Origin of the sequence: Microbacterium sp. As-52, from assembly GCF_049949185.1 — a bacterium.
In the GTDB taxonomy this organism is placed as follows: Bacteria; Actinomycetota; Actinomycetes; order Actinomycetales; family Microbacteriaceae; genus Microbacterium; species Microbacterium maritypicum_A.
Genome location: NZ_CP188171.1, coordinates 384,264 through 396,855 on the forward strand (window position 1 = coordinate 384,264; position 12,592 = coordinate 396,855).

Consider the following 12,592-nt stretch of genomic DNA (forward strand, 5'->3'; position numbering starts at 1 on the left):
CTTCTCGACCCGGCACCGGGGAAGTGTGTCGGGGCGGGAGCGGCGGGGCATCACAGCCGTGGTCAGAAGAGTCCCGGAATCACCTCCTGCTCGAGGTCGGAGTAGGTCTCCTCGCCGGCGGCGAGGTAGGCGTTCCAGCTCTCGGCATCCCAGATCTCGGCGTGGGCGCCGACTCCGGTGACGATGAGTTCCTTCTGCAGACCTGCGTACTGACGCAGGTGCGCCGGGATGGTGATGCGGTTCTGGCTGTCTGGCATCTCCGCGCTGGCTCCGGAGAGGAACAGTCGCATGAAGTCACGCGCCTGTTTGTTCGCGAGCGGCGCCTGACGGATCCGCTCGTGCATCGCCTCGAACTCGGCCGTGCTGAACACGTAGAGGCACCGTTCCTGGCCTCGGGTGACGACGATGCCGCCGCCGAGGTCTTCGCGGAACTTCGCAGGAAGGATGACCCGTCCTTTGTCGTCCAGCTTCGGTGAGTGCGTACCCAGCAACATCGGCCACCACCCCCTCTGCGTCCGGCCAACTCGAGGTGCGCCCCACTTTACTCCACTTTCCTCCACATACCTACGACCAATCCATCGGAAATCAGGGTCTATGCCGACAGGTACGCCGAACAACCCCGGAATTCCGGGGTGGAGGAAGGTGGAGGGTGAGTGGAGGGCGAGTGGGGGACGGACGCGGCGAGCCGGCCGGCGGCGAACGCGGTCAAACGACAGAAGCCCGGATGCTCAGCATCCGGGCTTCTGTCGTGAAGTGTGTGGGGAGGTCAGTGACCGTCCTGGCGGCGATCCCATCGATCGTTCATCCGATCCATGAAGGAGGCCGATTCCTGCCGCTTCGGGGCGGAACGCTCACGGGGCGTGGTCGCGGTGGTGCGTCGCACTGGCGTGACGGCGACCATGACACCGGCGAGCATCGCGGCGAATCCGACGACACCGACGACGATGCCCCAGACGCCACCGAGAATGACTCCGGCGACCAGACCGCCGACACCGGCGAGCAGGAGGAGTGCTCCGTAGACGAGATTTCGGTAGCTCAATGCTCGATCGCCGGACGGCGCGGTCACGACGTCGGCATCGTTGTGGAGGAGATGGCGTTCCATCTCGTCGAGCAGACGCTGCTCCTGTTCGGAGAGTGGCATTCGTCCCCCTCGGGTATCGTGCCTCCCATTCTACGCGCGCCGAGGCGTCCGGGGCTAGCAGTTCGACGTCCCCTTGCTTTACGTATGCTGGGAGTCGTGCCGTCATCCTCCCCCGTCCCCGACGCCGTCGCCACGCACCTCGCACGCTTCCTCGCGCGGATGCGTGAGGAAGCCTCGGACTACGGCCCTGACGCGGCAGCATTCCTGGACGCCGCCGCCGGCACGCTCGACGGCGGCAAGCGCCTTCGAGCCCGCTTCTGCCATGCGGGGTGGCGTGCCGTCGCGAAATTCGGTGACCGCGACGCGGCGGAGACCGATGCGCTGTGGGACATGTGCACCGCGCTGGAGATCTTCCAGTCGGCCGCGCTCGTCCACGACGATCTGATCGACAACTCCGATACCCGCCGTGGTCGCCCCGCCGCGCATCGTGCGCTCGAGACGTCTCATCGCGCGGCCGGGTGGTCCGGAGATGCAGAGCAGTTCGGCAGGGCATCCGCGATCCTCCTCGGCGACCTGCTCGTCGCATGGAGCGATGACCTTCTGGAATACGCACTCGAGGGCCAGCCGCATGCGCGAGCCGTGCGCGCCGAGTACGCGCGGATGCGAAGGGATGTGACCACCGGCCAGTTCCTGGACATCGCAGAGGAATCGGCCTGGAGCGTGAACGACGGAAGTCTCCACGCCGAGAGGGCGCTGCGCGTGGCATCCCTCAAGTCCGCCAGATACAGCATCGAGCAGCCGCTCGTCCTGGGTGGCGCTTTCGGCGGAGCCCACGAGGACCAGGTCGCCGCACTGCGGCGCTTCGGCCATCCGATCGGCCTCGCATTCCAGCTCCGCGACGACGTGCTCGGCGTGTTCGGCGACGCATCCGTCACCGGCAAGCCGGCGGGCGACGACCTTCGGGAGGGCAAGCGCACGGTGTTGATCGCCCTCACCCGACAGGCTCTCGACGCCTCCGCACGGAATCTCCTGGACGAGATGCTCGGCGACCCCGCTCTGACATCGCCGCAGGTGTCGTCCCTACAAGCCACGATCACTGCTTCGGGCGCGCTGGACCAGGTCGAGGCGATGATCGCCGACTATGCCCTCGAGGCCGACCGTGCGCTCTCAGGCGCCCGGCTCGACAACGCCGCCGTCGGCGAGTTGCGTGATCTCGCACGCGCGGCCACCGTGCGCGCGTCCTGACGGGCTTCGTCAGGCGAGAGTGCGCGCGAGACGCCGGACCGAGCTCTTGTGCCCGGCCAGCAGGGCGGCGATCGGCGAGCGCCCCAGGCTTTCCTCTTCGGCGAGCAGCCAGTCGATCAGCTCGTCGTCGGTGAAACCGGCGTCCTGCAGGACGATCACTGTTCCGCGCAGAGAACTCAGCGGGTGGCCGTCGACGATGAACACCGAGGGCACGGCGAACGTCCCGTTGCGACGCGACCCCACGAGGTAGTGCTCATCGATCAGACGACGCACTCGGCCGAGGGGCTCGTCGAGCACCTCGACGAGGTCGGGCATCGTCAACCACTCGACATCGGCAGCGGCAGGGGTTCCAGCAACGTTCTCAGACACGTTGCCCACTATCTCACCTCCGTCTGGCCGCCGCATATCGACCATCAGTCACATCCGTCACTTGCGTCACTTCTGTTGACTTCTGTTTACATCCGTGTCAGCGTGAAAAACTCGAAAAGGGGGCAAGCCTTGACAGTCAAGACCGCCACGCGTCGAACGCGATACCTGCCTATCGGAGTGCCTGCGGCGGTGCTCGGAGCCCTGGCGACCACGCTCACGGCGGCACCGGCCCACGCGGCTTCTCCGTCGGATGCTGCCGCCGTCGAGCGTCCACGTCTTCTCCCCGCGCGCGGGGTGCCCACCGAGGCCGCTCCACCCAGCTACGTCGTCCGCCCCGGCGACACCGTCTCCGCCATCGCCACGCGCTTCGGTCTTCGAGCGGTCGATGTCCTGACCTGGAACGGCCTCTCCTGGCGTTCCGTGATCTACCCTGGTCAGACCCTGACGCTGCTGCCTGCGGCCCCGGCAGCGACACCCGCAGCCACGCCCGCCGCCGCGCCGGCGCCCCCGGCCTCGGCCACGCATCAGGTCGTCGCCGGCGACACCGTCTACGCCATCGCGCAGCGATACGGCACCACCGTCGACGCCGTCCTGTCGGCGAACGGCCTCACGCGCGCTTCGATCATCCTTCCGGGCCAGAGTCTCGTCGTCGCCGGCACTGCAGCACCGGCAGCCGCGCCGACACCGGCTGCTGTCCCCGCAGTCGCTCCCGCATCCGCCGCGACGCACACCGTCGTGGCCGGAGACACGCTGTTCGGCATCGCACAGAAGTACGGCACCACGACGCAGACGCTGTACGCCGCGAACGGCCTCGGCCCGTCGTCGATCATCTACCCCGGCCAGACGCTCTCTCTGCAGGCGACGCCGGTAGCGGCTCCCGCCCCCACCACCGCTTCCGCCTCGGCCGGCGGCCAGCAGACGGCGACGCTCACCGCGGAACAGGCTGCGAACGCTGCGCTGATCATCCGCGTCGGTCGCGAGCTCGGCGTCTCGGACCGGGCCATCGCCATCGCCCTCGCGACGGGGATGGTCGAGTCCGGGCTGCGCAACCTCGACTGGGGCGACCGTGACTCGCTCGGCATCTTCCAGCAGCGCCCCAGCACCGGGTGGGGAACGCCCGCGCAGATCATGGACGCCGAGCGGAGCACACGCGTGTTCTACGGAGGGCAGGCCGACCCCAACGGGCAGGTGACGCGCGGGCTCCTGGACATCCCGGGCTGGGAGGGCATGCCCTTCACCGAAGCGGCCCAGGCGGTGCAGATCTCCGCCTATCCGGACAAGTACGGCCAGTGGGAGACGCAAGCCTATGCCTGGCTCGCTCTGCACGGCTGACGACATCCGGGAAAACCCGAAGGCCCGAGGGGTGAGCCGCTCCCCTGTCTTTCAGGCAGTTCTCCATAGAATTCTGACGTGACGACCAATCAGCAGGCCGACCCCCTCATCGGGCGGCTTGTCGACGGCCGCTACCGGGTGCGTGCCCGCATCGCCCGCGGCGGGATGGCGACCGTGTACGTCGCGACCGACCTCCGCCTGGAGCGGCGCATCGCCCTCAAGGTGATGCACGCGCACCTCAGCGATGACTCAGCCTTCCAGAGCCGCTTCATCCAGGAGGCCAGAGCCGCTGCCCGGCTGGCGGACCCCCACGTCGTGAACGTGTTCGACCAGGGCCAGGACGGCGAGCTGGCCTACCTCGTGATGGAGTACCTGCCCGGCATCACGCTGCGCGAGCTCCTCCGCGAGCAGAAGCGCCTCACGATCCCGCAGACCATCACCATCATGGATGCGATCCTGGCCGGCCTCTCGGCCGCGCATCGTGCCGGGATCGTGCACCGCGACGTGAAGCCCGAGAACGTCCTCCTCGCCGAAGACGGTCGCATCAAGATCGGCGACTTCGGGCTCGCGCGAGCGACCACCGCGAACACCGCGACCGGACAGCAGCTGCTCGGGACGATCGCCTACCTCGCCCCCGAACTCGTCACGCGCGGAACCGCCGACGCCCGCAGCGACATCTACGCCCTCGGCATCATGCTGTACGAGATGCTCGTGGGTGAGCAGCCCTACAAGGGCGAGCAGCCCATGCAGATCGCTTTCCAGCACGCCACGGAATCGGTGCCCCGACCGAGCGTGCGCAACCCCGCCGTGCCGGAGCAGCTCGACGAGCTCGTGCTCTGGGCAACGGAGAAGTCGCCGGACGACCGACCCGACGACGCGCAGCAGATGCTCGAGCGCTTGCGGGAGATCGAACGAGACCTCGGCATCGCCCCGGCTGCGGCCAGAGCCACCGCGCCGCAGCACAGCCAAGGCGACTCCGGTGACCTCACCAAGGTGATGCCGGGAACGATGGTCATCGCCGACCCCACGGCTCCGGCACCCGCCGCCCTCGACAACGCGACCCTCCTGCGACGACGAGCGTCCAAACGCCGCGCGCGCGGGGCGTTCCTCCTCACTCTCGTGCTGCTGCTGGCGGTGCTCGCCGGCGGGGTCGGCTGGTGGTTCGGTTCCGGACCCGGCTCTCTCATCGCCGTGCCCGCGGTCGCCGGAGGCACGTACGACGCCGCAGCGGCGACGCTCACGGATGCCGGATTCGTGCCGTCGCAGAAGGACGAATTCTCGATCGACATCCCCGCGGGGACCGTCATCGAGACCGATCCGGCGGAGGGCGCGCGACTCGACAAGGGCGCCTCGGTCACGGTGATCGTCTCCGCGGGGCCGGCGACGCACACGCTCGACCCGTTGAACGGCCGCGCCGAGCAGGATGCGCGCGACTACCTCGCCAGCCTCAAGGTCAACGTCACGGACAAATCTCTCCTGCTCTTCTCCGATGCCGACGCCGGCATCGTCATCAACGCGTACGTCACACCGCGGGCCGGCGGGGACTCCTACATCTGCGGGGACGGTTGCGAGGTCTTCGAGGACGACACGGTGGAGCTCTACGTCTCCGCCGGCGACTTCCCCGACGTCGCGGGTATGTCGGTCGGCGAGGCCACCTCCACGCTCACGGACAAGGGCCTCACCGTGACCGCGGACCCGCAGTACACCTTCAGCGACAGCGTCGCCAAGGATGTGGTCATCGGAGTGGCCGATCGTGCGGAAGAAGGCAATTGGCGGCCGGGCGACAGCGTGCAGCTCATCGTCTCCAAAGGCCCGGAGCTGTTCCCCGTGCCGGATGTCTCGGGCAAGACCTTGAACGAGGCCAAGAAGATCCTCTCCGACAAGGGGTTCAAGTCGACCTATGCCGCCTGGGGCGATCTGCCGGGCTTCGCGGAGATGGCCAAGGTCACGGGGCAGGATCCCGGCCCGGACACGTCGCTCCCCCGTGGAGGCACCGTGAACCTCTCGATTCAGCTCAGCGGTTGAGCGCTCCGTCGGCGAACCTCCGCGAGACGTCATGAGCAAAGAGAAGGCCGCCCTCCCCGTGTTCCGGGAGGGCGGCCTTGTTCGTCTGTGTCTCAGCGCTTGTGTCTCAGCGCTTCTCGAGCTCCTCGGCCACCAGGAAGGCGAGCTCCAGCGACTGCATATGGTTCAGTCGCGGGTCGCACAGGCTCTCGTAGCGCGTGGCCAGCGCGGCCTCGTCGATCTGCTCCGACCCACCGAGGCACTCGGTGACGTCGTCACCGGTGAGCTCGACGTGGATGCCTCCGGGGAAGGTCCCGACCGCACGGTGCGCTTCGAAGAAGCCGCGCACCTCGTCGACGACGTCGTCGAAGCGACGGGTCTTGTATCCGGTCGGCGTGGTGATGCCGTTGCCGTGCATCGGGTCGGTGACCCACAGCGGCTGCGCGCCGGAATCACGGACGGCCTCGAGCAGCGGCGGCAGAGCGTCGCGGATCTTTCCGGCGCCCATGCGGGTGATGAAGGTGAGGCGTCCCGGCTCGCGTTCGGGATCGAGCTTGTCGATCAGCGCGAGCGCGGTGTCGGGCGACGTGGTCGGTCCGAGCTTCACGCCGATGGGGTTGCGGATCTTGGAGAAGTAGTCGACGTGCGCGCCATCGAGCTCACGCGTGCGCTCTCCGATCCACAGGAAGTGCGCAGAGGTGTTGTACGGCGTATCCGTGCGCGAGTCGATGCGCGTCATCGGGCGCTCGTAGTCCATCAGCAGACCCTCATGTCCCGTGAAGAACTCGACGCGCTTGAGCTCATCGAAGTCCGCTCCTGCAGCCTCCATGAACTTGATCGCGCGGTCGATCTCCGCAGCCATGCGCTCGTAGCGCTGGTTGGCGGGGTTCTGCGCGAAGCCCTTGTTCCACGAGTGCACCTCGCGGAGATCGGCGAAACCACCCTGGGTGAACGCGCGGATCAGGTTGAGGGTCGAGGCGGCCGTGTGGTAGCCCTGGAGCAAGCGGCCGGGGTCGGCGGTGCGGGAGCCCTCGGTGAAGTCGTAGCCGTTCACGATGTCACCGCGGTAGGCGGGCAGAGTGACGTCACCGCGGGTCTCGGAGTCGCTCGAGCGCGGTTTCGCGAACTGACCCGCCATGCGGCCCATCTTGACGATGGGCATCGAGGCGCCGTACGTGAGCACGACAGCCATCTGCAGCACCGTCTTGATGCGGTTGCGGATCTGTTCGGCGGTCGCCCCGGCGAAGGTCTCGGCGCAGTCACCACCCTGGAGGAGGAACGCCTGGCCGGACGCCGCACGGGCGAGCCTGTCACGCAGGTTGTCGACCTCGCCAGCGAAGACCAGCGGCGGAAGGGTCGCGATCTGCTGGGAGACGTCGGCGACGCGGTCCGCGTCGGGCCACTGCGGCTGCTGCTTGATGGGAAGCGAGCGCCATGCATCAAGGGCTTCGATGTGGTGCGGGAGCATGCGTTCCAGCCTAGTGGTCGCGGGTACCACCCAGATCCGCGTGAGGCCTATGTGACGCGCGTGGGGAGCCGGTCCTTGACCGTCGACGCGTAGACGTCCTCGTACTTCTGCTCGCCGAGCCGCTGCAGGGCCACCATGATCTCGTCGGTGACCGAACGCAGGATGTAGCGATCGTTCTCCATGCCCGCGTAGCGCGAGAAGTCGAGGGGCTCCCCGATCACGATTCCGACGCGCACGATGCGGGGCAGCCTCCTGCCGATCGGCATCGCCGTATCGGTGTCGACCATGATCACCGGCACCACCGGGACCTTCGCCTCGAGCGCCATCCTGGCGATGCCGGTCCGACCCCGATACAGCTTTCCGTCGGGGCTTCTGGTGCCCTCGGGATAGATGCCGAGCAGGTCGCCTCCGCCGAGCACCTGGAGTCCGGTGTTCAGCGAGGCCTCGGAAGCCTTGCCACCCGATCGATCGATGGGGATCTGTCCCGTCGCCTTCATGAAGAACTTCGTGGCCCAGCCTTTGAGGCCGCGGCCCGTGAAATAGTCGCTCTTCGCGAGGAAGGACATCGACCGGTCGATCACCAGAGGAAGGAAGATGGAGTCGGCGAAGGAGAGGTGATTGCTCGCGAGGATCGCCGCACCGTTCGCGGGCACGTTGTTGCGCCCGACGATCCAGGGGCGGAACACCGCCTTGACCACGGGGCCGATCACCACGTACTTCATCAGCCAGTAGAACATCGTGGTGAAGTCTAGCGCCGCGCCCGGCGTCCGTGGAGTCGACTCCTTGCTCCGACCATCCACGCGACCCAGTTCCACCTGAGGCGCGACTGGGTTCCATGCCCTAGACTCGGAAGCAAGTCCGTGCCCGACCGGTACCGAAGGAGCTGCCGTGGTCCAGTTTGAAGTCCCCGCGATCGTCCCCGCCGATCCCGACGCGAACGTCGCCGACCTGCTGGTGAAGCGCGTCGAAGCCACTCCGGATCGTGCGCTGTTCTCGGTTCCGGAGGGAGAGGGGTGGCGAGACATCTCGGCCGCCGACTTCCAGACGGCCGTGACCGCCCTCGCGAAGGGCTTCGTCGCCGCCGGCATCCAGCCCGGCGAGAAGGTCGGATTCCTGGCGCGCACGACGTACGAATGGACGCTCGTCGACTTCGCGCTGTTCTACGCCGGCGCCGTGATGGTGCCGATCTACGAGACCAGCTCGCCCTCTCAGATCCAGTGGATCCTCGAGGACTCCGGTGCCATCGCGCTCATCGTGGAGTCGCCTGAGCACTTCGCCCGCGTCGACGAGGTCCGTGGCGACCTCCCGCTGATCCGCGAGGTGTGGCAGCTGCACCTGGGCGCCATCGACACCCTGACCGCCCAGGGCGCCTCCGTGGCCGATGCCGAGATCGAACGCCGGCGCTCCCTTGCGGTCGGATCCGACATCGCCACGCTCATCTACACCTCCGGCTCCACGGGGCGCCCGAAGGGGTGCGTGCTCACGCACAGCAATTTCGTCGAGCTCTCCCGGAACTCCGCCAAGGCTCTGGACGAGGTCGTCCAGACACCGGGAGCCTCCACCCTCCTCTTCATCACGACTGCCCATGTGTTCGCACGGTTCATCTCGATCCTCGACGTCCATGCGGGAGTGCGCACGGGTCACCAGCCCGATACGCGCCAGCTTCTTCCGGCGCTCGGCTCGTTCAAACCGACGTTCCTCCTCGCTGTCCCCCGCGTGTTCGAGAAGGTGTACAACTCGGCGGAGCAGAAGGCCGAAGCCGGCGGCAAGGGCAAGATCTTCCGTGCCGCCGCCGACGTCGCCATCGAGCACTCCAAGCTGCTCGAAGCGGGCAAGCCGATCCCGTTCGGGATGAAGCTCAAGTTCGCCCTGTTCAACAAGCTCGTCTACAGCAAGCTCCGCGAGGCCATGGGCGGCAATGTCGTCTACGCCGTCTCGGGCTCCGCTCCCCTCGGCTCGCGGCTCGGCCATTTCTTCCACAGCCTCGGTGTGGTGATCCTCGAGGGCTACGGCCTGACGGAGACGACCGCGCCCGCCACGGTGAATCTGGCGGACAAGTCGAAGATCGGGACGGTCGGCCCCGCCCTCCCCGGCGTCGGCGTCCGCCTCGCCGACGACGGCGAGATCGAGGTGCGCGGCATCAACGTGTTCAAGGAGTACTGGAACAACCCCGAGGCGACGGCCGAGGCCTTCAGCGAGGGCGGCTGGTTCCACACCGGCGACATCGGCAGCTTCGACTCCGAGGGCTTCCTGACGATCACCGGGCGCAAGAAGGAGATCATCGTCACGGCCGGCGGCAAGAACGTCGCTCCGGCCGCGCTCGAGGACCCGATCCGCGCGAATCCGATCATCGGTCAGGTCGTGGTCGTCGGTGACCAGCGTCCGTTCATCTCGGCGCTCGTCACGCTCGATCCCGAGATGCTTCCGACCTGGCTCGCCAACAACGGTCTCGAGGCCACCATGTCGCTCGTGGACGCGTCCAAGAACGCGGCCGTCCGGGCCGAAGTGCAGCGCGCGGTCGATGCCGCCAATGCGCGCGTCTCGCGAGCCGAGTCGATCCGGAAGTTCACGATCCTCGACTCCGAGTGGACGGAGGCCTCGGGGCACCTGACCCCGAAGCTCTCGATCAAGCGGAACATCATCATGAACGACTTCGCCGACGAGATCGCCGCGATCTACGACGAGCCCGTCGCGACCACGAATGTCCCGATCGGCGGCTGACCCGATCCCCCGATGAAGAAGGGCCCCGCACGCGCGGGGCCCTTCTTCATCTGTCCGGCGTCAGAACCAGGAGCTCTCCCGCACTTCGCGCATGGCGACCTTGCGGACCTCCGGATCGAGCCGGGTCAGGAAGAGCTTGCCGTCGAGGTGATCGGTCTCGTGCTGCAGCGCCTGAGCGAGCAGGCCGTCCCCCTCGAGCACTACGGGGTCGCCGTCGAGATCGATCCCCTCGACGCGCGCCCAGGGATGGCGCTGCGCGTCGTGCCAGAGTCCCGGGACTGAGAGACAGCCCTCCCCCGTCGGCACCGGCTCACCGCGCACCTCGGTGAGCACCGGGTTGAGCACATAGCCGATGTCGCCGTCGATGTTGTAGCTGAAGGCACGCAGAGCGACGCCGATCTGCGGCGCCGCGACTCCCGCGCGCCCCGGCAGCTCGACGGTGTCGACGAGGTCGGCCACGAGTGCCCGGACCCCGTCGTCGATCACCTCGATCGGGGCGCAGATCGTACGCAGGACGGGGTCGCCGAAGATGCGGATCTCACGGACGGCCATCAGGCGGCCCTGGCCCGCAGGCCCTCGACCAGCAATGCCGCGAGTTCTCGGGCGGCGATGCGGGTCTCGGGCAGAAGGTTGGCGAACACGATCGTGCCACCGCCGGCGATCTGCGGGTCGTAGGGGACCCGCACGACACTCCGTGCACGTGTGGCGAAGTGCGCCTGCAACTCGTTCAGCCGCACGAGGGGTGTCCCGGGCGTGGACTGGTTGAGGACCACGATCGCCTCGCGCGCCTGCTCGGCATACCCGTTGGTCTCGAGCCACGTGAGGGTCTCGGATGCGAGGCGCGCCTCGTCGACACTCAGCCCCGAGACGATGACGACCTGGTCGGCGAGATCGAGAGTTGCCGACATCACCGAGTGGACGATCCCTGTTCCCGTATCGGTGAGGACGAGCGAGTAGTAGTGCGCCGCCACGCCGGCCACGTCACGGTAGTCGCTGTCGCTGAAGGCCTCGGCGATGCGCGGGTCGGCATCGGAGGCGAGGACGTCGAGGCGTGTCGCGTCGCGCGCCACGATGGCGGAGATGTCGTGGTATCCCTTGACGTCATCGTGGATGCGGACGAGGTCGCGCACGGACTTGCGGTGATGCGGACGCACGATGCGCTCGGCGAGTGTTCCGCGATCCGGGTTGGCGTCGACGGCGATCACGCGATCTTCCCGAGCGTCGGCCAACGCCATGCCCAGCAGCGCCGTGATCGTGGTCTTGCCCACCCCGCCCTTGCGGGAGAGCACGGGCACGAAGCGCGCTCCCCCCGCGAGCGGTGCGGCGATCCGCGCGGAGAGGGCCTTGCGCTCCCGCGCACGACGGCCGTCGCCGATGTTGATGCGCCGACCGGATACGGCATAGAGGAAGTGACTCCACGCCCCCTCGGGCTCCGGCTTCGCGATCCGGTGCGGGTCGAGCAACCGGTCGGCGGTGAGCAGATCGGCGGACTCGCGCGAGGACTCGCCCAGATCGTCCAGGCGCTTCGAGGTGAGCGTCACGTCCGTGCGGGCCGCCGGGCGAGCCGGTTTCGCCACGACGGGCCTCTCTTCTGGGGTGGACACGGTGGTGGTCTCCTTCTCGGCGGACGCCCGCACGGCGGATGCCGGTGCAGGAGGAGTCGTCTCGATCTCGGATCGAGCCTGGGAGAGGAACCGGGCGGCCGCGGCTTCCTCTGCAGCCCGCCCCTCGGCGGAATCCAGATCGTCGGCGACCGGCTCAGAGTCCGGCTCATCGATGACGACCGCATCGACGACGACCGCATCGACGACGACATCGTCGACGGGGATCACCGGATCGAGTGCGGTCACCTCGATCACGATCCGTTCCGTGCCGGGTGCCTCATCGATGACGGGTGCCTCATCGATGACGGGCGCCTCGTCGATGACGGGCGTCTCGTCGATCACGCCCGTGACGACGGGAGGTTCCACGGTCGACCCGACTGTGGGCTCGACGTTCGAGGAGGCCGCCGGCTCCTCCGCCGGTTCGACGACGGGGGCCGATCCGGAGACCGGCGCGGATGCGGCGGCGTTCGCCGATGGGGTCACAGGACGGGTCTGCGATTTCGGCAGCGTCTTCGTCTTCCCCTTCGTCCCGGACTTCGGGACCTGCTCCACGGCAGGCACCTGATCGATCACGAGGTCGCCGATGACCTCGCCGTCGACGACGCCGTCGTCGGCGAGGTCATCCTCCTCGTTTCGGGGAAGGGTCACGCTGACCTGAGCGGTCCCGCCGAGGATGCCGATGCCGGCCGTGTCGAGAGACGCGGCTTCGTCGAGCACCCCCAGCGAGTTCTCCTCGGGGTCGGTGGTGTTCTTCGGTGTCACGATGTC

The 12,592-nt window shown here is 67.9% G+C and carries 11 protein-coding genes; 4 read left to right on the plus strand and 7 right to left on the minus strand.

Annotated elements, in window-relative coordinates:
* Positions 1 to 62: 62 nt before the first annotated feature.
* Together mraZ and ACLFA2_RS01875 are read right to left on the minus strand one after the other, a co-directional pair.
* Positions 63 to 494: a division/cell wall cluster transcriptional repressor MraZ gene (gene mraZ, locus ACLFA2_RS01870; protein WP_017830220.1), complete on the minus strand. Its 432-nt coding sequence runs from the start codon at positions 492 to 494 to the stop codon at positions 63 to 65.
* 272 nt (positions 495 to 766) lie between these two features.
* The gene (locus tag ACLFA2_RS01875) at positions 767 to 1,141 is read right to left on the minus strand and encodes a DUF3040 domain-containing protein (RefSeq protein ID WP_029258357.1); all 375 of its coding nucleotides are present in this window, start codon (positions 1,139 to 1,141) and stop codon (positions 767 to 769) included.
* A 96-nt stretch (positions 1,142 to 1,237) separates the two neighbouring features.
* Here ACLFA2_RS01875 and ACLFA2_RS01880 point away from each other — a divergent pair, with 96 nt between their 5' ends.
* Entirely contained in the window at positions 1,238 to 2,326 is a 1,089-nt protein-coding gene (locus ACLFA2_RS01880; RefSeq protein ID WP_292776255.1) for a polyprenyl synthetase family protein, read from the plus strand.
* 9 nt (positions 2,327 to 2,335) lie between these two features.
* Here ACLFA2_RS01880 and ACLFA2_RS01885 read toward each other — a convergent pair whose 3' ends face one another.
* Complete coding sequence (locus ACLFA2_RS01885) at positions 2,336 to 2,641, minus strand: Rv2175c family DNA-binding protein (protein WP_029258359.1); 306 nt, start codon at positions 2,639 to 2,641, stop codon at positions 2,336 to 2,338.
* 183 nt (positions 2,642 to 2,824) lie between these two features.
* Between ACLFA2_RS01885 and ACLFA2_RS01890 the strand changes: the two genes are divergently transcribed.
* Both ACLFA2_RS01890 and pknB read left to right on the plus strand, forming a co-directional pair.
* A complete protein-coding gene (locus ACLFA2_RS01890; RefSeq protein WP_200861061.1) occupies positions 2,825 to 4,027 on the plus strand; it encodes a muramidase family protein in 1,203 nt (400 codons plus the stop codon).
* Positions 4,028 to 4,105: 78 nt separating this feature from the next.
* Positions 4,106 to 6,052 carry a Stk1 family PASTA domain-containing Ser/Thr kinase gene (gene pknB / locus ACLFA2_RS01895; protein WP_167253869.1) on the plus strand — a complete coding sequence of 649 codons (1,947 nt, stop codon included), beginning with the start codon at positions 4,106 to 4,108 and terminating at the stop codon, positions 6,050 to 6,052.
* Positions 6,053 to 6,158: 106 nt separating this feature from the next.
* Here pknB and ACLFA2_RS01900 read toward each other — a convergent pair whose 3' ends face one another.
* The gene (locus ACLFA2_RS01900; protein ID WP_017830214.1) at positions 6,159 to 7,499 is read right to left on the minus strand and encodes a class II 3-deoxy-7-phosphoheptulonate synthase; all 1,341 of its coding nucleotides are present in this window, start codon (positions 7,497 to 7,499) and stop codon (positions 6,159 to 6,161) included.
* Positions 7,500 to 7,546: 47 nt separating this feature from the next.
* Positions 7,547 to 8,236 (minus strand): lysophospholipid acyltransferase family protein, encoded by a 690-nt coding sequence (locus tag ACLFA2_RS01905; RefSeq protein WP_021199324.1) that lies wholly within the window; start codon positions 8,234 to 8,236, stop codon positions 7,547 to 7,549.
* Positions 8,237 to 8,387: 151 nt separating this feature from the next.
* Here ACLFA2_RS01905 and ACLFA2_RS01910 point away from each other — a divergent pair, with 151 nt between their 5' ends.
* Positions 8,388 to 10,220: an AMP-dependent synthetase/ligase gene (locus ACLFA2_RS01910; protein ID WP_021199323.1), complete on the plus strand. Its 1,833-nt coding sequence runs from the start codon at positions 8,388 to 8,390 to the stop codon at positions 10,218 to 10,220.
* Positions 10,221 to 10,280: 60 nt separating this feature from the next.
* Here the strand turns inward: ACLFA2_RS01910 and def are convergent, their stop codons facing one another.
* Positions 10,281 to 10,772 (minus strand): peptide deformylase, encoded by a 492-nt coding sequence (gene def, locus ACLFA2_RS01915; protein WP_426621932.1) that lies wholly within the window; start codon positions 10,770 to 10,772, stop codon positions 10,281 to 10,283.
* Positions 10,772 to 12,586, minus strand: coding sequence for an AAA family ATPase (locus ACLFA2_RS01920; RefSeq protein WP_426621933.1), 1,815 nt, complete (start codon positions 12,584 to 12,586; stop codon positions 10,772 to 10,774). The genes def and ACLFA2_RS01920 overlap by 1 nt, the downstream gene beginning before the upstream one ends.
* Positions 12,587 to 12,592 lie beyond the last annotated feature (6 nt).